Origin of the sequence: Amycolatopsis alkalitolerans (assembly GCF_006152065.1) — a bacterium.
Lineage (GTDB): Bacteria > Actinomycetota > Actinomycetes > Mycobacteriales > Pseudonocardiaceae > Amycolatopsis_E > Amycolatopsis_E alkalitolerans.
In genome coordinates this window covers 13,722-32,289 of record NZ_VDFW01000007.1, presented here as the reverse complement: position 1 = coordinate 32,289, position 18,568 = coordinate 13,722, and the positions used below count along the sequence as shown (strand labels likewise).

General features: G+C 70.1%; 16 protein-coding genes. 6 read left to right on the top strand and 10 right to left on the bottom strand.

Annotated features, from left to right (window positions below; genetic code table 11):
- Window positions 1-20: 20 nt before the first annotated feature.
- Both FG385_RS10580 and FG385_RS10575 read right to left on the bottom strand, forming a co-directional pair.
- Entirely contained in the window at window positions 21-686 is a 666-nt protein-coding gene (locus tag FG385_RS10580; protein WP_139096659.1) for a response regulator, read from the bottom strand.
- Between the two features lie 8 nt (window positions 687-694).
- Window positions 695-1,912, bottom strand: coding sequence for a sensor histidine kinase (locus tag FG385_RS10575; protein WP_235022500.1), 1,218 nt, complete (start codon window positions 1,910-1,912; stop codon window positions 695-697).
- Window positions 1,913-2,140: 228 nt separating this feature from the next.
- Between FG385_RS10575 and FG385_RS10570 the strand changes: the two genes are divergently transcribed.
- Entirely contained in the window at window positions 2,141-2,806 is a 666-nt protein-coding gene (locus FG385_RS10570; protein ID WP_139096488.1) for a GntR family transcriptional regulator, read from the top strand.
- Here FG385_RS10570 and FG385_RS10565 read toward each other — a convergent pair.
- The 3 genes from FG385_RS10565 to FG385_RS10555 are packed head-to-tail and all read right to left on the bottom strand — an operon-like array spanning window position 2,796 to window position 5,397.
- The gene (locus tag FG385_RS10565; RefSeq protein ID WP_160148763.1) at window positions 2,796-3,551 is read right to left on the bottom strand and encodes an SDR family NAD(P)-dependent oxidoreductase; all 756 of its coding nucleotides are present in this window, start codon (window positions 3,549-3,551) and stop codon (window positions 2,796-2,798) included. The two genes, FG385_RS10570 and FG385_RS10565, sit on opposite strands and share 11 nt — an antisense overlap.
- Window positions 3,548-4,390: an SDR family NAD(P)-dependent oxidoreductase gene (locus tag FG385_RS10560; RefSeq protein ID WP_139096486.1), complete on the bottom strand. Its 843-nt coding sequence runs from the start codon at window positions 4,388-4,390 to the stop codon at window positions 3,548-3,550. Before FG385_RS10560 ends, FG385_RS10565 begins: the two co-directional genes overlap by 4 nt.
- Window positions 4,390-5,397, bottom strand: coding sequence for a zinc-dependent alcohol dehydrogenase (locus FG385_RS10555; protein WP_160148762.1), 1,008 nt, complete (start codon window positions 5,395-5,397; stop codon window positions 4,390-4,392). Before FG385_RS10555 ends, FG385_RS10560 begins: the two co-directional genes overlap by 1 nt.
- Window positions 5,398-5,528: 131 nt before the next feature.
- Between FG385_RS10555 and FG385_RS10550 the strand changes: the two genes are divergently transcribed.
- The gene (locus FG385_RS10550; RefSeq protein ID WP_200834396.1) at window positions 5,529-6,425 is read left to right on the top strand and encodes an amidohydrolase family protein; all 897 of its coding nucleotides are present in this window, start codon (window positions 5,529-5,531) and stop codon (window positions 6,423-6,425) included.
- A 264-nt stretch (window positions 6,426-6,689) separates the two neighbouring features.
- On the opposite strand, the gene ilvD is transcribed toward FG385_RS10550, so the two are convergent.
- Window positions 6,690-8,369 carry a dihydroxy-acid dehydratase gene (ilvD, locus tag FG385_RS10545; RefSeq protein ID WP_139096483.1) on the bottom strand — a complete coding sequence of 560 codons (1,680 nt, stop codon included), beginning with the start codon at window positions 8,367-8,369 and terminating at the stop codon, window positions 6,690-6,692.
- Entirely contained in the window at window positions 8,366-9,724 is a 1,359-nt protein-coding gene (locus FG385_RS10540) for an FAD-dependent oxidoreductase (protein ID WP_139096482.1), read from the bottom strand. The genes ilvD and FG385_RS10540 overlap by 4 nt, the downstream gene beginning before the upstream one ends.
- A 156-nt stretch (window positions 9,725-9,880) precedes the next feature.
- On the opposite strand from FG385_RS10540, the gene FG385_RS10535 reads away from it, so the two are divergent.
- A complete protein-coding gene (locus FG385_RS10535) occupies window positions 9,881-10,993 on the top strand; it encodes an NDMA-dependent alcohol dehydrogenase (protein WP_139096481.1) in 1,113 nt (370 codons plus the stop codon).
- A gap of 89 nt (window positions 10,994-11,082) precedes the next feature.
- Here FG385_RS10535 and FG385_RS10530 read toward each other — a convergent pair whose 3' ends face one another.
- The gene (locus FG385_RS10530; RefSeq protein ID WP_139096480.1) at window positions 11,083-12,054 is read right to left on the bottom strand and encodes a transketolase family protein; all 972 of its coding nucleotides are present in this window, start codon (window positions 12,052-12,054) and stop codon (window positions 11,083-11,085) included.
- 8 nt (window positions 12,055-12,062) lie between these two features.
- Window positions 12,063-12,932, bottom strand: a complete 870-nt coding sequence (locus FG385_RS10525; RefSeq protein ID WP_139096479.1) for a transketolase — start codon at window positions 12,930-12,932, stop codon at window positions 12,063-12,065.
- A gap of 108 nt (window positions 12,933-13,040) precedes the next feature.
- Here FG385_RS10525 and FG385_RS10520 point away from each other — a divergent pair, with 108 nt between their 5' ends.
- The gene (locus FG385_RS10520) at window positions 13,041-14,159 is read left to right on the top strand and encodes an NDMA-dependent alcohol dehydrogenase (RefSeq protein ID WP_139096478.1); all 1,119 of its coding nucleotides are present in this window, start codon (window positions 13,041-13,043) and stop codon (window positions 14,157-14,159) included.
- Between the two features lie 41 nt (window positions 14,160-14,200).
- On the opposite strand, the gene FG385_RS35420 is transcribed toward FG385_RS10520, so the two are convergent.
- Window positions 14,201-15,601: a 3-oxoacid CoA-transferase gene (locus FG385_RS35420; protein ID WP_139096477.1), complete on the bottom strand. Its 1,401-nt coding sequence runs from the start codon at window positions 15,599-15,601 to the stop codon at window positions 14,201-14,203.
- Between the two features lie 163 nt (window positions 15,602-15,764).
- Between FG385_RS35420 and FG385_RS10510 the strand changes: the two genes are divergently transcribed.
- Complete coding sequence (locus FG385_RS10510; protein ID WP_139096476.1) at window positions 15,765-16,925, top strand: sugar ABC transporter substrate-binding protein; 1,161 nt, start codon at window positions 15,765-15,767, stop codon at window positions 16,923-16,925.
- 2 nt (window positions 16,926-16,927) lie between these two features.
- A complete protein-coding gene (locus FG385_RS10505) occupies window positions 16,928-18,565 on the top strand; it encodes a sugar ABC transporter ATP-binding protein (protein WP_139096475.1) in 1,638 nt (545 codons plus the stop codon).
- Window positions 18,566-18,568 lie beyond the last annotated feature (3 nt).

Sequence of the window (18,568 nt, the reverse complement as noted above, 5' to 3'; positions counted from 1 at the left end):
CCACCCGGCACCTGGCGGCCTCAGCTCGGCGCGTCGATCAGGCCCTCGCGGATCGCGAACAGCGCCGCCTGCGTCCGGGAGGGCAGTTGCAGCTTCGTCAGCACGTGGCTCACGTGCGTGCGCGCGGTCCGTTCGCTGATCGACAGTTCCGTCGCGATCTGGCGGTTCGACATGCCGCGCCCGACCAGCGTGAGGATCGTGCGCTCCCGCGCGGTCAGCGCCGCGAGGCCCATCGGCGGCGAGACCAGCTGCCTGGTCAGCCGCCCGGCCACCGCCGGGTCCAGGTGCACCTCACCGCGTGCGGCCGCCCTGATCGCGGCCGCGACCTCGTCCGGATCCGCGTCCTTGAGCAGGTATCCCGCGGCACCGGCCTGCAGCGCGGCGTGCACCCGTTCGGTCTCGCCGAAGCTGGTCAGCACCACCACCCGCACGTCCGGGTACTTCGCGGCCAGCAGCGACAGCGCGGAGATCCCGTCCATCCGCGGCATCAGCACGTCCATCAGCACGACCTGCGGCAACCACCCCTGCGCGGCCATCCGGGCGAGCCGCGCCAGCGCGTCCTGCCCGTCGGTCGCCTCGGCGACGACCTCGATCCCGTCGGCGCTTTCCAGGTACGCGGCCAGCCCGCGCCGCACGACCGCATGGTCGTCGACCACCATCACGCCGATCTGGTCGCGTCCGGTCATCGCGGCGGTCACGGCCGGCCGTCCGCGGGCAGCGTCATCCGGACCCTGACGTGGCAGCCGCCGGTGCTGTTGCCGATCTCCGTGGTTCCACTCCATCGTTGTGCTCGCTCCCGCATCGACACCAGCCCGAGCGCCTGCGGCCGTGGCTCGCCCGCCAGGCCCACGCCGTCGTCGGTCACCTCGACCGTCAGCTTCCCGCCCGCCGCGGCGACGCTCACCTCCGCCGAGGTCGCCTGCGCGTGCTTGACCACGTTGTTCAGCGCCTCCTGCACGATCCGGTACACGTCGTCGGCGAGATCGGTCGGCAGCGGCGGCAGGTCGGTGGCCGAAATCTGGATCCGCACTCCCGACGCCGCCTGGACCGACTCCGCGAGGGTACGGATCGCGCCCGCCAGGTCGCGCCCGGCGAGATCGAGCGGGTGCAGCTGCAGGACCAGCCCGCGCAGATCGGCCAGTGCGTTCTGCGCCAGTTCCAGCAGCTCGTCGGCGACGTCCTGGACGTGTTCGGAGGTACCCACCTGGGCCCGCAACGCCTTCGCCTGCATCCGCATCGAGAACACCTGCTGCACGACGGAATCGTGCAGCTCGCGGGCGAGCCTGGCCCGCTCGTGCAGCTGGGCCTCGCGCCGGGACCGGCCCAGCAGCTCGGCTGAGTCGACCGCCATGGCGGCCTGGTCGGCCATCGCCTCGAGGAATTCGAGTGTCTCGTCGACCGGGTCCTCGCCGGGCGAGTAGAACGCGTTCAGCACGCCGACCGCGCGCCCGCGCACCACGAGCGGGACCGCGACGAAGGTGTCCCAGTCCGGCGCGCCCATGATCCGGTGCAGCGGGCCCCATTTCGGGTCGGCCAGCACGGCGGCCTTGCGGTGCGGCACCACGATCCGCTTCTCCGCCTCGAAGGCTTCCACGAACATCATCCGGGCGCCCAGTTGGCGGCACTCTTCGAGCCGCTCGGCGAAGTCGTCGGCGTCGGTGAACCCGGCCTTCCCGACGACCCTCATCTTGCCCTGCTCGACCTTCAGGATCTGGACGGCCGCGATATGCGTGGCCTGCACGACCTCACGCGCGACGACATCGAGCGTCACGCTGAGCGACGCGGCGTCGGCCACGCTGGAGGCCGCGCGCGCGATCGCGGCGAGCCTGAGCTGCCCACGGCGCTCGTCCTCGCCCGGCGGCCTGCCGCAGGCAGGGCACACCCCCGCCTCGTTGGTCGTCACATGCGTCACGCTGAACTCCTTCGTGCAGCGTTCTCCGTGCCGGGTGGCACGGAGCCGGCGCCCCAAGTCTGTGCAGGCCACAGGCGTGGCCGCAAGGGGGTGACCGGATGTTTACCGGCCCGGTGACCGGCCGTCCCGCAGCCGGCGCGACAAATGTCGCGTGGCGCGCCGGGCATTCCGCCGAAGTGTGGGCGATCAGCCTCGTAATGCCCGCATTTCCCGCCCCACAATCACATTATGGTCGCTCCTGGATCGTCCGCCGCACACGCCCTGCTCGGTATCCTGCGGACGGAGATCTTCCAGGGTGCGCTCGTGCCGGGGCAGCGGCTGGTCGAGGCCGAACTCGCGCGGCGGCACGGTGCCTCGCGCGGCACCGTTCGCGAGGCGATCACGTTGCTGGGGAACGAAGGTCTCGTCACGCGTGAACGCAACCGAGGGGCCCACGTCCGGCCGGTCCCGCTCACCGAGGCGATCGAGATCACCGAGGTCAGGGCCATGCTCGAGGGCCTGTGCGCGGCGAAGGCCGCGACAGCCGCGACGGCCCCGGAACGCCGCGGGCTGCGCCTCGTCGCACGCCGGCTGACCGAGGCGGCCGAAGGCGGCGACGTCGTCTCCTACGGCAGGCTGAGCCAGGAAGCGCACCTGCGGATCCGCGAGATCGCCGGGCACGGCACGGTCTCGGCGATCCTGGAACGCCTGCGCTACCAGAGCATGCGGTACCAGTTCCAGATCGCGCTGCTGCCGGGCCGCGCGGTGCGGGGCGCCGGCGAGCAGGTCCGCGTGATCGACGCGGTGTGCTCCCGCGACACGGCGGGAGCCGAACGCGCGATGCGCGAGCATCTCGAAGCCGAGGCCGAGGTGCTGCGCGGGCTGGCCGAATTCGAGTCACCGCTCAGGCGTTGAGCGCCCCGTCGATGAGGTGGGTCGCGCCGGAAACGTAGGAGGCCTCCTCCGACAGGAGCCAGACGGCGAGGTTCGCCACCTCCTCCGCGGTGCCGTAACGGCCGAGCGGGACACTCGCCGAAGTGCGCTCGAACACCCCGTCGGGGTCGTCGGGGTTGATCTGGGCCGTCAGGTCCCGAGCCATCCGGGTGTCGATGTGACCGGGGGCGACCGCGTTGACCCGGATGCCGAACGGCGCGCCCTCCAGCGCCGCGCACCTCGTCAGCCCGGCGACCGCGTGTTTCGCCGCCACGTACGGGGAGAAGGTCGCCGCGCCGCGGATGGCCGCCATCGACGCGGTGTTGACGATCGCGCCGCTCTTGTGCTGCTTCATCACCTTCAGCACCGCCCGCAGGCCCATGAACACCCCGCGCGCGTTGACCGCCCACACCCGGTCGAAATCCTCGACCGCCAGCTCCGTCATCGGCGCCATGCGGCCCTCGATCCCGGCGTTGTTGAAGAACAGGTCGATCTTCCCGTGGGCTTCGACCGCCTTCGCGACGTATCCGTCCACTTCGGACTCGACGCTGACGTCGGCGACCACCGGCAGCGCGCCGGCCAGCCCGGCCGCCGCCTTTTCCAGCTGCTCGGCCGCCCGGTCCACCATCACGACCTTCGCGCCCTCGGCCGTCAGCCGCGTCGACACCGCGAGGCCGAAGCCCGCCGCCGCACCCGTCACGACCGCAACCCGCCCGTCGAACCTCACCGCGCCACCTCCACCGCGTCGACCGCGCCGCCGAGGATGGCCTCGTGGCGCGCGATGATCCGCTCGTCCCAGTCGTGATCCGTCAGCAGGTACGGTGCGCCGGATCGCACCGCGTCCGCGAGCTTCGCCGCGACCTCGTCCGGCGACATCCCTTCCGCCAGCGTCGCGTGCATACGCTCCCGCAGCTCCTTCCCGGTGGCCGACTGCCCGGTCTCGGTGCGCAGCCGCGCGGGGCGGTTGCGGCTGCCGTGGAACAGGTTCGTCGCGATCGTGCCGGGGCACAGCGCCGTGACGCCGATGTTCGCGCGGCGCGCGGCGAGGTCCGCGCCGAGCACCTCGGTGAGCGCCAGCACCGCGTGCTTGGTGATGCCGTACATGTTTCCCGGGGTGATCACCGCGGTCATCGACGCGGTGTTGACGACATGCGCGTCTTCCCCGTGTTCGAGCATGAGCGGGACGAACGTGCGGACGCCGTGCACGACGCTCCAGAAGTTGACGTCGACGGTCCAGGTCCAGTCCTTGTCGCCCGCCTCCCAGATCGCGCCGTCGAGATAGCCCTCCACCCCGGCGTTGTTGCACAGCAGGTGCACCGGGCCGTACTTCGCCGTCGCCTCGGCGGCCAGCCTCCGCACCGCCGCCGGGTCCGACACGTCGGTGGGCACGCCGGCCGCTTCGCCGCCCGCCGCGCGGATCCCGGCTACGGTTTCGCCGAGCGCGGCTTCGTCGATGTCGGCGGCGACGACCTTCATGCCCTCGGCCGCGAACCGGTACGCGAAGGCCCGGCCCATGCCGCTGCCCGTGCCGGTGATCACGGCGACCTTGCCGCCCAGTTCCCGCATCAGAACTCCCTTTCGTTCGGTTTCGCGAGCACACGTACGAGTTCGCCCGGCGCCCGCAGCCGCACTAGGGCGTCGGGCGTGGCGGCGAGGCTCACGCGCTCGCTGATCAGGTCGGTCACCGGCGCCCGGCCGGCGGCGATATGCCCGACCGCCTCGTCGTAGACCTCCGCCGGGAACGCGCAACTTCCGTTGACCTGCAAGCCTTCGGCGACCAGCCGGCCCAGCGGCACCCCGGCGATCTCATCGGTCAGTGCCACCTCCACACAGGTACCGCCCGGCTCGAGCACGTCGAGCGATTCCGCGATCGCGCCGGGGGCGGCGGAGCATTCCAGCACCGCCGCGAACCGGCGGCCGGTCCGCCGCGCGTACTCGGCCACGGTCAGCTCGCGGGTGTCGAGGACCTCGTCCGCGCCGACCTTCGCGGCGGCGGCACGCCGGCCCGGCGACCGCCCGGCGGCGACGACCACGCCGGCGCCCGCGAGCCGCAGCGCCATGATCGCGTTGAGCCCGATCGAGCCCACGCCGTAGACGAGCACCGGGTCGCCCGGATCGATCGCCGCGCGGCGGACCGCGTTGATGGCCACGGCGAGCGGTTCGGCGTGCGCGCCCAGTTCCGCGGGCAGCCCGTCCGGCAACGCGACGAGCTGATCGTGCGGGACCGCCACATACTGCGCGTACGCGCCCGGCGCCGTGATACCCACGTTCGGCTTGGCCGCGCAACGGAAATGCAGCCCCTTCGCGCACTCGCGGCACCGGCCGCACGAACCGAGCGGGTTGACCGCCACGACGTCCCCGGCACGCCACGGCCCGGCGGGCTCGACGACCCGGCCGCCGAACTCGTGCCCGAGCACCTGGCCTTCGGCGGTCTTGCCCTCGGCCAGCGCGTGCACGTCCGAACCGCACAGCCCGCACGCGTCGACCTCGACGACCACCTCGCCGGGAACGGGTGCGGGGTCGGGGATCTCGGCGAGTTCGGCTTCGCGCCCCGCGCACACCACAGCTTTCATCGGCCCCGGCTCCGCTCGTCCGGTGAGGAAAATGATTATCGAGCCTAACGAGCGGATTTCTTTCTTGTCAACGATTCCGGTCGCGTGAAATCCTGCGACGAGGTATTCCTCGAGGAATTCGGAGCACGTACATGAACAGTCCCGGACGGAATGCGACATTGGACGTAGACGCGCTCCGCGCGATCGACGTGCACACCCACGTGCAGCGCTCGGTACGGGCGGCTTCGCCGGACGAGTCCGACGAAGCGATGGCCTCGATGGCGAAGTACTTCAAGGCCGACGCGAAGAGCTACACGGTCGACGAGCTGGCGGAGTTCTACCGCGGGCAGGACATGGCCGCCGTGACGTTCACCGTCGACGTCGACGGTGCGCCGCACCGCCCGGACCAGCCGACGAACGAGGAGATCGCCGAGCGCGCGCACGCGAACTCCGATGTGCTGATTCCCTTCGCCAGCATCGATCCCGCGCGCGGCAAGGAAGGTGTCGCGCAGGCACGCCGACTGATCGAGGATTACGGTGTGCGCGGGTTCAAGTTCCACCCGAGCGCGCAGGCGTTCCAACCTGACGACCGCGCCGCGTACCCGCTCTACGAGGTGATCCAGGAAGCCGGGTTACCGGCGCTGTTCCACACCGGGCAGACCGGGGCAGGCGCCGGCACGCGCGGCGGTGGCGGGCTGCGGCTGCGCTACTCCAATCCCATTCACCTCGACGACGTCGCCGTCGATTTCCCGGACCTGACCATCATCATGGCGCACCCGTCGTTTCCGTGGCAGGAGGAGGCCATTTCGGTCGCCCTGCACAAACCGCTCGTGTACATCGACCTGTCGGGCTGGTCGCCGAAATACTTCCCGCCGATCCTGGTCCAGTACGCGAATACGCTGCTGAAGGAGAAGGTGCTGTTCGGCACCGATTTCCCGATGCTCACCCCGGAACGCTGGCTGTCGGATCTGGAGAAGACCGGCATCCGCGAAGAGGTGAAACCGGGCCTGCTCAAGGACAACGCGGTCCGCGCGCTCGGGTTGAAGTAGGTGGCGGGGCCCAGCCCTCCGGCGTGTTGGCCTCCCACGCCGGTGAGTTGGCCTCCCCCGCCGGTGAGTTGGCCTCCCCCGCCGGTGAGTTGGCGCCCCACGCCGGTGAGTTGGCGCCCCACGCCGGTGAGTTGGCCGCGCACGGGGCAAACACACCGACGCGAAGGGCAAACGCACCGACGCGAAGGGCAAACACGGCAGCGCGAGGAGCAAACACGGCAGCGCGAGGAGCAAACACGCGCGCGGGGCGGGCAAACACGCGGGTCAGCCGCCCAGGGTGGCGCCGCGGCCGAGGGGCTGGACGGAGCGGGCGTAGACGGAAAGCCAGCTGCAGCCGGGTGCGGGCGGCAGGGGCGGGAGCCCGGCACGGCGGCGCTCCAGCTCCTCGGCGGGCACCTCCAGTTCAATCGTGCGGGCGTCGACGTCGATGCTGATCCGGTCGCCGTCGTGCACCAGGCCGAGCGGGCCGCCGAGCGCGCCCTCCGGGCTGATCTCGGCCACGGACAGCCCCTTGTTGACCAGACCGGACATCTGCCCGTCGGTCACCACCGCGACCTTGTCGCCGAGTCCGGCCCCGTCGAGCGCGAACACGAACGCCGAGGTGAAACCCATCCCGGGCGAGCCACGCAGGCCCAGACCGGTCAGCACGAGCACCTGCCCCGGCTCGACCTCACCGGCGCGGATCCCGGCCAGCCCCTCCTCGCGAGAGCGGAAAACCTTGGCGGGCCCGGAGAACCGGTGGATCGCGTCGTCGGCGACCGTCCGCTTGACGATCCCGCCCTCCGGCGCGAGCGAGCCGCGGACGAGCACGATGCCCGGATGCCGCGCCAGCGGCCGATCCACCGGCCGGATCATGTCCTCGTCGCGCACCTCGGCGGTTTCGGCGATTTCGGCGATTTCGGCGATCGTCCGCCCGCCGACCGTGGGCCGCGTCAGGTCCAGCAACGAGCGCAACTGCCGCAACAGAGCGGAGGTCCCGCCGGCGGCCTCGAACTCGTCGATCCGCCGTTCCCCGTTTGGTTTCACCGCGGTCAGCAATGGCACCTCCGGCGCAAGCCGCTCGAAGAGCCCGTAGACGTCGGTGTCGCAGCCCGCCTCGACCGCGACCGCCTGCAGATGCTTGAGCGTGTTGACCGATCCGCTGATCGCGAGTACCGCGGTCACGGCGTTGCGGAACGCTCCGTCCGTCATGATCGCGCGCGGCCGGATATCCGCGGCGATCAGGTCGAGAATGCGCTTTCCGGCCTCGGCCACCGTTTCCCACATGCGCGGGCTGTTCGCGAGCACCGGAGTGCTGCCCGGCAGCGCCATCCCGAGTGCCTCCGCGGCGATGTGCATCGAGTTCGCGGTGCCCATCCCGGCGCACACGCCCGGCCCGGAAATCGCGCACGAGCTCATCTCCGCCAGCTCTTCGACGGTCATCTTGCCGGTCGCGACATGCCCGGCGTAAAGGAACACGTCTTCGAAATCGACGTGCTCACCGCGGTAGCGCCCCGAAGGCTGGTAACCACAGCCGACGACGATCGCCGGGATGTTGAGCCGCCCCGCGGCCATCAGGTGCGCGGGCGTCGTCTTGTCGCATGAGGACAGACACACCATGCCGTCGAGCAGCGCACCCTCGACCGCGACCTCGATGTCGTTCGCGATCAGGTCGCGGCTCGGCAGGATGTACTGGCCCGCGGCGCCCGCGCTCGTGATCGCGTCGCTCGGCGCGGCGGTCCGCACCTCGAACGGCACCCCGCCCGCCGCGCGGATCGCGTCGGAGAGCGGCGGCACAATCCCGTCGAGATGGCTGAAACAGCTCGCGAGCCCCGAAGACGAGTTGACGATCGCGATCTTCGGCTTCTCCAGGTCCTCGCCGGTGATCCCGAGCGCCGTCCACTGCGCGCGGCGCATCGCCCACCGCGTCGTGCCCGGCTCGAAGTTGCTGCGCAGCCCGCTCATACCTGCCCTCCCAAATACGCCCCGTTGCGCTCGAGTCGTTGCTGCAGCGCGGAAACGTCGATGTCCCCGCCGGAGACGGTGTCCAGCGACAGCGCGAGGTCGCTCGCGGTACCTGCCGCCTCCCCCATGGCGAAGCACGGACCGGTGACCCGCGCCGAGGACTGCCCGCCGTGCGTCATCGACGCGCACCGCCCCACGACGTAGAGGTTGCGGACGCGGTCGGGTACGATCATCCGGAACGGCATCTGGTTGAAGCCGCGCGGGTTCTCGCCGCGCTGCCAGCGGAACTCGACCGTGCCCGCGACATGCGCCTCGATGGGCCAGCCGTTGACCCCGATCGCGTCCGGGAAGTCCGCGCAGTCGAGCACGTCGTCCTCGGACAGCTGGTAACGCCCGACGATCCGGCGCGTCTCGCGGATGCCGATCTGCGGGGCGATGTCGACGATGTAGGACTCGCGGAACCCCGGCGTGCGGTCGCGGATGAACTCGAACGCGTCGAGCGCCTGCGCGCGGCCCTGCAGCTCACCGCGCGTGAGCTGGTCGACGTCCGTGCCGTCGATCGCGCCACCGTCCGGTGTGGACAGCTGGGTGAGGTTCGCGCGCCATTCCAGCGGGTTGCGCTGCGGGCGCACGATGGGCTTCTTGCGCGGGAAATGGTGCGTGCCCGCGGCCTCGGCCTCGTTCATGAGCCGCTCGACCGTCTTCCACGGCGCCGGTCCCGCCGCCTCGACGTCCACCCCGTTGATCCGGAACATCAGCGACGGGTACAGCATCCCGTCAACCGGCGGCGACTTTTCGAAGGGCGCGCCCGCCCACGCGGCGACATCGCCGTCGCCCGAGCCGTCGATGAACATCCGCCCGCGCACCGCGGCACGGCCCGACTTGGACTCGATGAGCACCGCTTCGATCGTGTCCTCGTCGGCCATCACGACACCGACGGCCATGGCGTGGAACAGGATCCGCACGCCTGAGGAGGTCAGAAGCTCGTCGGCGGCGATCTTGTAGCTGGAGATGTCGAAGGCCTGCGCGAGGATGCCGTCGTTGATCGTCAGATGCGGTTTGTTGAGCGCGTCGAGCTTTTCCAGCCGTTCCAGCAGTTCGTCGGCGATCCCGTGGATCACCCGGCGATGCTCGCCGTGGACCTTCGCGTGCAGACCGCAGAACGTGCTGAGCCCGCCCGCCGTGCCGGCGCCGCCGAGGAACCCGTACCGTTCGATCAGCAGGACCGAGCGCCCGGCCCGCCCGGCCGCGGCGGCGGCCATCAGCCCGGCCGGTCCCCCACCCACGACGACGACGTCGAATTCCCCGTAGATCGGCGTATTCCGGGCAGGCTCGGTGAGGGTACGCACGCTCATGCGGATCACGAAACACGACGGCGCCGCGGTTGGGAACTCCGCTGACGCGAAGAGCGGACGGCGGGCGCGCCGCGGTGGCCACGCGGCATGAGTCCTTTGACGTATTTCTTCGAGCGGCCGCGGGCGAAGCGGACGAGCCGCCCCATACTTGCTGCCGTGAAGACCACAGCTGCTGTCCTATGGGAGTACGGCAAAGACTGGCAGATCGAGGAGCTCGAGCTCGACGAGCCGCGCGACGGCGAGGTGCTCGTCCGGCTCGCCGCGTCCGGGTTGTGCCATTCCGACGAACATGTTCGGGTCGGCGATCTGCCGCTGGAAGCCCTGCCGGGCATCGGCGGCCACGAGGGCGCCGGCGTGGTCGAGCGCGTCGGGCCGAACGTGACGAAGGTACGCGAAGGCGATCACGTGGTGCTGAGCTTCATCCCCGCGTGCGGTGAGTGCACGTGGTGCGCCGAGGGGCACCAGAACCTGTGCGACGAGGGCGCCGGGCTGTCGGTCGGGCTGCAGCGCGACGGCACCTCGCGCCACCATGTGCGCGGCTCCGACGCGAGGCTGATGTGCATGCTGGGCACGTTCTCGCCGTACACGGTGGTCAGCCAGAGTTCGGTGATCCGCATCGCCGACCACATCCCGCTGGACAAGGCCGCGCTCGTCGGGTGCGGCGTGACGACCGGCTGGGGCACGGCGGTCTACGGCGCGCAGGTGCGGGCCGGAGACGTGGTCGTGGTGCTCGGGATCGGCGGCGTCGGGGCGAACGCGGTGCAGGGCGCGCGGATCGCCGGTGCGACGAAGATCATCGCGATCGACCCGGCCGAGTTCAACCGTGAGCAGGCGCGCCGCTTCGGCGCGACGCACACCTTCGCGTCCATAAAGGACGCTCTCGAAGTGCTGCCGGACATGACGCGCGGCCGCCTCGCGAACAAGGCACTGATCACTGTGGACACCGCGACCCCGACGATCATCGCCGACGCGATCTCCCTGGTGGGGAAGCTGGGCGTGGTCGCGCTGACCTCGCTGGCGCCGGTCACCGCGCGGCAGATCGAACTGCCCATGTTCGAGCTGACCGCGTGGGAGAAGCGGGTCGTCGGGTGCCTGTTCGGCCACGCGAACCCGCGCGCGGACGTGCCGCGGCTCCTGGAGCTCTACGAGCAGGGAGACCTGCTGCTGGACGATCTGGTCACCCGCACCTACACCCTCGACCAGGTGAACCAGGGCTATGAGGACATGCGCTCCCACCGCAACATCCGCGGCCTGATCCACTACGAGTGAAGGGCCCGCACGGCGAGTTGGCCGCCACCGTCGCCGAGTTGGCCGTGGACGGCCAACTCACCGACGTAAGGGGCCAACACGCCGGGGGGTTAGTCGCCGTCGATCAGGGCTAGGGTGCGGCGGACGACGTTGTCGGCCGTAAGGCCGTAGTACTCGTACAGCTCCGCTGGGACGCCGACCTCGAGATCCACGTCCGGCAAGGCGAGGCGCGACAGGTCGGCGCCCAGCTTGCGCCGCCCGGAGACCTCCGCGACCAGGGCGCCGAGCCCGCCGACCTCGCTGTGGTCCTCGACCGTCAGCACCCGCCCGGTCCGCGTCAACGACTCGACGATCGCCTCCTCGTCGAACGGCTTGAGGTACGCCGCGTCGTACACATCGGCCTCGATGCCCTGCGACTCCAGTCGTGCCGCCGCCCGCACGGCGAGCCCGGTACCCAGACCGTGCGCGATCAGCGTCACGTCGTTGCCGTCACGCAGATGCGGCCACCGGCCGAACTCGATGTCCGGCGGGGTTTCATAGACCGGCTCGGCCCCTTCCGCGATCCGCAGGTACACCGGGCCCGCCACGTCACGCGTCGAGCGCATCAGGCTCAGCACCGCGCCCGAGTCGGCCGGGGTCACCACGGTCATCCCGGTGATCGCCCTGGCGACCGCGATGTCCTCGACCGCGTGGTGGCTCGTCCCGAAATAGCCCATGGCCAGCCCCGTCAGCCGCCCGACGAGCCGGACCGGCAGGTGCGTGTAGGCGACGTCGGTGCGCAACTGCTCGGCGCATTTGAGCACCCCGAACGGTGACATCGAGTAGATGTAGGGCACGTACCCGCAGGTCGCGAGCCCGGCGGCGACCGAGATCGAGTTCGTCTCCGCGATGCCGAACTCGAGGTAGCGATCCGGGTACTTCTCGCGGAAGTCCGCCAGCGTCGCCCCCAGATCCGCGCTCATGGTCAGGATCCTCGGATCTTCGTCGGCCATGGCGGCGATCGCGTAGCCGGCCGGGTTGGTCGCGAGCGCGGTGTCGATCTCGGCGTCGGTGAAGACGTCGACCATCTTCGGCGTGGACATCGTGGGTATCAGAGCCTTCCCTTGATCTCGAGGAGCACGGCGTCCCGCTGGTCGGGCTCCAGGAGCCCGAGATGCCAGGCCTGCGGGGCCTGCTCCATCATCGCCACCCCCTTGCCCTTGCGCGTGCGGGCGATGACGCAGACCGGCTTGGCACTGCCGGGATCGGGCAGCGCGTCGAAGGTCGCGCACAGGGTCTCGACGTCGTGCCCGTCGATTTCCTCGACGTGCCAGCCGAAAGCGGAGAACCGCTCGCCGAGCGGTTCGATGTTCATCGCGTCGGAGGTCGGCCCCGCACCGGAGAACCCGTTGGCGTCGACGATCGCGACCAGGTTGCCGAGCCGGTAGTGGCTGGCGGCCATCACCGCCTCCCACACCTGGCCCTCCTGCAGCTCACCGTCGCCGGTCACGACGAACGTGCGGTAGTCGTGCCCGGACATGCGCCCGGCCAGCGCGATCCCGGTCGCGACGGACATGTTGTGCCCCAGCGCGCCGGAACTGAAGTCGATACCCGGTGCCAGCCGCATGTTCGGGTGGTCGTTGAGCGGGGAGCCGACCTTCCCGAACCGGCCGAGCCATTCCTCCGGAAAATAGCCGAGATCGGCCAGCACGGGCCACAATCCGGTGGCGACATGCCCCTTTCCGAGCAGGAACCGGTCGCGGTCGGGCCATTCCGGTTCGCCCGGGCGCAACCGCAATGCGTGGTAATACAGGGTGGCGAAGATTTCGGCGCAGGAGAACGTGCTCGAGTAGTGGCCGAGCCCGGCCTGATCGATGAGTTCGACGGTCTTCAGCCGTATCCAGTCCGCCCGCCTGCGCAGTTCGTCCGGCGGCGCGGACCGGCCACGATCCAGTGTGTGGTGCCGGGTTTCGACTGACATAGCTCATGGATAGCATCGATCCCGTTTTCCGGGGAGCGACGCATGACGTATTCCCGGGCAACATTCGTCCATCGCTCGGGACTCGGGCCGTTCCGTAGTTTGACAGATATGCGAACTCGAGCAGCTGTCATCCGCGAACCCGGGAAGCCCTGGGAGCTCACCGAACTGGAGCTCGACGAACCTAAGACCGGCGAAGTACGGATCAAGTTCGCGGTATCGGGGATGTGTCATTCGGACGAACATCTGCGCACCGGTGACAGTCTGTGCCGGCTGCCCATCGTGGGCGGGCACGAAGGTGCCGGTGTCGTCGAGGCGGTCGGCGAAGGGGTGACCCGGGTCCGGCCCGGCGATCACGTGGTGTGCTCGTTCATCCCGGCGTGCGGAACCTGCCGCTACTGCTCGACCGGGCACCAGAACCTGTGCGACCAGGGCGCGGAGATGGCCACCGGCATGCTCTCGGACGGCACCTTCCGCTTCCACGACGACGCCGGGGAGGACCTCGGCGGGTTCTGCATGCTCGGCACCTTTTCGCAGCGCGCGGTGGTCTCGCAGGCCTCCTGCGTCAAGATCGACGACGACATCCCGTTCGACGTCGCCGCGCTCACCGGCTGCGGCGTGCCGACCGGCTGGGGTTCCTCGGTGTACGCCGCGGGCGTGCGCGCCGGTGACACCGTGGTCGTCTTCGGCGCCGGCGGGGTCGGCTCGAACGCGATCCAGGGCGCGGTCTACGCGGGTGCCCGGCATATCGTCGTGGTCGACCCGGTTCCGTTCAAACGGGACAAGGCGAAGGACTTCGGCGCGACGCACGTGTTCGCCGAGGCCGGCGAGGCACGGGAAGCGGTCGTGGATCTCACCCGCGGGCAGCTGGCCGACCACGCGATCTGCACGGTCGGCGTGCTCACCGCGGACGTCGTGTCGCAGGCGACTGCGATCGTCGGCAAGGGCTCCCAGGTCACCGTCACCTCCGTCGGCCGCAGCACCGACGTCCAGGTCCAGCTCGCCGCGAACGGGATGCTGGTGGGCTACCAGCGGAACGTGCAGGGCCATGTGTTCGGCATGTGCAACCCGCTCTACGACATCCCCCGGCTGCTCGGTCTCTATCGCGAAGGCCGGCTCAAACTCGACGAACTGATCACCCGCCGGTACACCCTGGACGAGATCAACGACGGGTACGCCGACCTCGACGAGGGCCGGATCATCCGCGGTGTCGTCGTCCACGAGCCGTGACGGTGCGGTGGTGGCCCGGCGCGGCGTCCGGGCCACTGGGCTCACCACCGGTCCTGCATCGTGCCGACCTTCTCGGCGACCGTCAGCGGCATCGCGGTGAGGTCGCGGACCTCCCCGGCGGTGAACCCGCGGGCGACCTCGTCGAGCCGGAACCCTTCCGGGGTCCTGGTGAGCACGGCGAGATCGGTCACGATGATGTCCACACAGGACGGTGCGGTGAGCTCGAACTCGCACTGTTCCACGAGCTTCGCCTGCCCGTTCGAACCCGTGTGCTCCAGCAGCGCGATGACCTTCTTCGCGCCGACGGCCAGATCCATCGCGCCGCCGATCCCGCCGCCGGTCATCGCCGGCAGCGTCCAGTTGGCGAGGTCACCGCGCGCGGACACCTGGTAGGCCCCGAGCACGACCGCGTCCAGCCGCCCGGAGCGGGCGATCTCGAACGAGGTGACACTGTCGAAAAAGGATGCTCCGGGGCGGAGGCCGACGAAGTAGCCGCCCGCGTCGTGGACGTCCGGGTCGAACGAGTCGTCGCGGATGATCGGGCCGTAGTTGAGGATCCCGTTCTCGCTGTGCAGGGTGACCGCGCGGTCGCCGACGAAATCGGAAACGAGGGTGGGCATCCCGGCGCCGAGGTTGACGACCGCTCCGTCGGGCAGCAGCGCCGCGGTCCGGCGTGCCATCTCTGCGCGGGTGAGGCCCGGCTTGCCGCCGTACTCGCGCGCGCTGTCGGCGGACCGGCTGGGCCGCATGGGCAGGTTCCGCACGTCCATCTGCACGGTGCTGCGCACGACCCTGGTGACGAACACGGCCGGCAGGTCGACGTGCTCGGGCGGGATCTCGCCCACCGGCACGATTTCGTCGACCTCGGCGATGGTGAGCGCGGCCGCCTTCGCGAAGCTCACGTTGAAATTGCGGCTGCCGCCGCGGAACTGGACGTTGCCGGACTCGTCGGCCCGGTGCCCGCGCACGAACGCGACGTCCGGCCTGATGGCGTGTTCGAGGAGGTACGGCTTGCCGTCGAAATGCCGCACGTCCTTCCCCTCGGCGATCCCGGTACCGGCGCCCGCCGGGGTGTAGAACGCGGGGATGCCCGCGGCACCGGCGCGCATCCGTTCGACCAGGGTGCCCTGCGGGACCATCTCCAGTTCCATCGTGCCCGCCCGGATCTGGCGCTCGGCCTCGGAGACGATACCCGGGCGCGCCGAAAAGCACGTGACCAGCCGGGAGATCTGCTTGTTCTCGGCGAGCAGGTGCGCGGTCGGCGCGCCCGGCTGGCCAAGGCCGTTGCAGTAGACCGTCAGTCCCGGCGTGCCCTGCTCGTGCAACGCCACGATGAGGCTCGAGGGAAACCGGTGCGCCACCCCGAACCCGGCGATCGCGATGCTCGCGCCGTGGGGGATGTCGCGCACCGCTTCGGCGGGCGAGTTCTTGACCTTGTCCATGACGCCTCCCAAATGTTGTCAACAAAAATGTTGACAATCTATTCTAGAACGGCGATCCTCGGTCCACCACGAACTTTCCGTGTGGCGGACGGCTGTCCTGGCCCGCGAAGGTTCCGCTTTCCCACCGGATTCAGCTCTTCTCAACGTTGCGAAGGTATGAGCGATGAACCGTAAGAACCGATTTGGAGCCGTGGCGGTGTTCGCCGCCGTGCTCGCCCTGGTGCTGTCCGCCTGCACCACCACCGACTCGAGCAGCGGCGGTGACTCCGGCGGCGCCGGGCTGCCCGCCGACCAGCTGGCCCAGCTTCAGTCCCTTGTGGACAAGGCGAGCGAGGTGCCGACGTTCGTCGCCCCCGGCCCGGCGTTCGACATCAGCAAGGCGAAGGGCAAGCGGATCTTCGTCATCCCGACCGCGAGCCAGCTGCCGGTGTGCGACCAGATCGGCAAGGACATGGTCACGCTCGCGAACAAGGTCGGCATGAGCGGCACCTACTTCCAGAACTCCGGCGGCCCGTCGGGCTGGATTCCCGGCATGCAGCAGGCGATCAGCCAGCACTACGACGCGATCGTGCTGATCTGCGGGATCGACCCGAACCTCATCAAACCGCAGGTGCAGGCGGCGACCGCGGCGGGGATCGCGGTGATCGACTCCGGGCTCGGCGACACCGAGGACGGCGCGAAGTCCGACCCGCTGGTGACCGCGCAGACCAACATCCCCAACGCCGAATCCATCCGCCGCTCGATCGACGTGGCGATCCTGGAGCACAAGGGCAACCCGTTCGACGTCTTCGAGATCACCTCGAACGAGGTGCCTGCCGGGGTCGTGATGGACAAGGCGCTGCGCGAGGAACTCGGCAAGTACTGCCCCGACTGCAAGGTCAAGTCGGTGAACATCGCGGTGCCCGACTGGGCGACGAAGGTGCAGTCGGCCGTCAGCTCCGCCATCCTGGCCGATCCGAAGATCAAGGCCGTGGTGCCGATCTTCGACGGTGAGGTCCCACCCGCCTCGGCCGCGGTCAAGGCCTCGGGCCGGGGCGACGTCAAGCTCTACGGCTGCTATGGCGGCACGCCGGAGTACATCGCGCAGATGGGCGGCGGCATCCCGATGGACTCCAACGTCGGCCCGACCCACCTGTGGCGCGCCTACGCCACGATGGACCAGACGCTGCGCGTGCTGTCGGGGGCCGGCGCCGTCCCCGCCGACAAGGACCAGGACCCGTCGCGGCTGTGGACGACCAAGAACTACCAGGAGGCCGCGGCCGTCAACGGCGGTTTCGGCACCGAGTTCCCGTCCGGGTACGAGAAGCTCTGGGGACTGAGCTGAGCATGAGCGCCGACGCGGTTTCCCAAGCCGGCCGGGTCACCCCGGCCGGCGGTACCCCGCCCGCACTGGACCTGCGGAACATCACCATGCGCTTCGGCACGTTCCGCGCGCTGAAGAACGTGGACTTCCAGGTGCGGCCCGGCGAGATCGTCGCGCTGCTGGGCGAGAACGGCTGCGGGAAGTCCACTTTGGTCAAGGTGCTGGCCGGGGTCAACGCGCCCGAGCCCGGCGGCGAGCTCTACCTGAGCGGGCGGCAGGTGCCGCTGCCGCTGCCGCCCGGGCAGTTCCGCGGGCTCGGGCTCAGCTTCGTGCACCAGGACCTCGGGCTCGCCAGGACGCTGTCGGTGGTGGAGAACCTGATGGTCGGCGAGCGCGGCAGCGCGAACTCGCGCAGGCCGATCAACTGGCGCGCCGAGCGGAACCGGGTCGAGGCCCTGCTGGAGTCCTACCGGGTGCACCTGGACCCGACCGTGCCCGTCAACCAGCTCCCGCCGGTCGGGCAGGCGCTCGTCGCGATCGTGCGCGCGGCCGAGGAGCTCAAGCTCTACCGCGAACGCGGCGACGTGACCCATTCGATCCTGTTCCTCGACGAGCCCACGGTGTTCCTGCCCGAGGCCGAGGTGGAGTTCCTCTTCGACCTGGTGCGGACGGTGGTGAAGGACGGGGCGAGCACGGTGTTCATCTCGCACGACCTGTCCGCCGTGCGCGCCCTGTGCGACCGTGCGGTCGTCCTGCGGGACGGTGAGGTCGCCGGGCAGGCGCGGCTGGGCGAGGTCGACGACGCGGCGCTGGTCGAGCTGATCGTCGGTCCGGCAAGCGGCAAGACCGTGGGCGGGACGCACCGCCGTCCGGCCGGCTCCGCACTCGCCGGCCAGCCGGCCCTGTGCGAGGTCACGGACCTGCGCGGCGGCCGGGTCCGCGGGATCGATCTCGCGCTGCGGTCGACGGAGATCGTCGGCGTGGCCGGGCTGCTCGGCTCCGGCGCCGAGGACCTGCCATACCTGCTGTTCGGCGAGCGGGACTGCGAAACCGGAACCCTGGCCCTGGGCGAGAAAAACATCGCCGTGTCGTCGTTGCGCCCGTTCGACGCGGTGCGGCGCGGCGTCGCGCTGGTGCCGGCCGACCGCCGCCGTGACGCGATCGTCCCGACGCTGACGGTCGCGGAGAACACCACGATTCTGGTCAACGACCGCTACACGAGTTTCGGGCGGCTGCGGCTGGGCAAGCTCGCGAAGCTCGTACGGTCCCTTTTGGACCGTTTCGATGTCCGGCCCCGCCGCCCCGACGCGACCATGGGCCAGCTTTCGGGTGGTAACCAGCAGAAGGTCGTGCTCGCCAAATGGCTGGAGATCGGTCCGGCCCTGCTGTTGCTGCACGAGCCAACCCAGGGCGTCGACGTCGCGGCCCGCGCCGAGATCTACCGCCTGGTGCGCGAAGCGGCCGAGGCCGAGATGGCGACCCTGTGGGTTTCGAGTGACTTCGAGGAACTCGCCACCATCTGCGACCGCGTGCTGATCATGGCCGACGGCGTCGTACGCGCGGAGCTGACCGGCGACGAGGTCACCGAGGACCGGATCAGCTCGGCCGTCTACCACTACTCGACCGGCGCCGCCGCCGTGCTCGGCGGGAGCGAGGAGTGAAAC

What these genes read in the sequence shown, in the direction of transcription:
- FG385_RS10525 (WP_139096479.1), bottom strand. Translation starts at nt 12,932, where the DNA reads ATGTCAGTCGAAACCCGGCACCACACACTGGATCGTGGCCGGTCCGCG.
- FG385_RS10530 (WP_139096480.1), bottom strand. Translation starts at nt 12,054, where the DNA reads ATGTCCACGCCGAAGATGGTCGACGTCTTCACCGACGCCGAGATCGAC.
- FG385_RS10555 (WP_160148762.1), bottom strand. Translation starts at nt 5,397, where the DNA reads ATGAAAGCTGTGGTGTGCGCGGGGCGCGAAGCCGAACTCGCCGAGATC.
- FG385_RS10520 (WP_139096478.1), top strand. Translation starts at nt 13,041, where the DNA reads ATGCGAACTCGAGCAGCTGTCATCCGCGAACCCGGGAAGCCCTGGGAG.
- FG385_RS35420 (WP_139096477.1), bottom strand. Translation starts at nt 15,601, where the DNA reads ATGGACAAGGTCAAGAACTCGCCCGCCGAAGCGGTGCGCGACATCCCC.
- FG385_RS10505 (WP_139096475.1), top strand. Translation starts at nt 16,928, where the DNA reads ATGAGCGCCGACGCGGTTTCCCAAGCCGGCCGGGTCACCCCGGCCGGC.
- ilvD (WP_139096483.1), bottom strand. Translation starts at nt 8,369, where the DNA reads ATGAGCGGGCTGCGCAGCAACTTCGAGCCGGGCACGACGCGGTGGGCG.
- FG385_RS10580 (WP_139096659.1), bottom strand. Translation starts at nt 686, where the DNA reads ATGACCGGACGCGACCAGATCGGCGTGATGGTGGTCGACGACCATGCG.
- FG385_RS10560 (WP_139096486.1), bottom strand. Translation starts at nt 4,390, where the DNA reads ATGCGGGAACTGGGCGGCAAGGTCGCCGTGATCACCGGCACGGGCAGC.
- FG385_RS10510 (WP_139096476.1), top strand. Translation starts at nt 15,765, where the DNA reads ATGAACCGTAAGAACCGATTTGGAGCCGTGGCGGTGTTCGCCGCCGTG.
- FG385_RS10540 (WP_139096482.1), bottom strand. Translation starts at nt 9,724, where the DNA reads ATGAGCGTGCGTACCCTCACCGAGCCTGCCCGGAATACGCCGATCTAC.
- FG385_RS10550 (WP_200834396.1), top strand. Translation starts at nt 5,529, where the DNA reads ATGAACAGTCCCGGACGGAATGCGACATTGGACGTAGACGCGCTCCGC.
- FG385_RS10570 (WP_139096488.1), top strand. Translation starts at nt 2,141, where the DNA reads ATGGTCGCTCCTGGATCGTCCGCCGCACACGCCCTGCTCGGTATCCTG.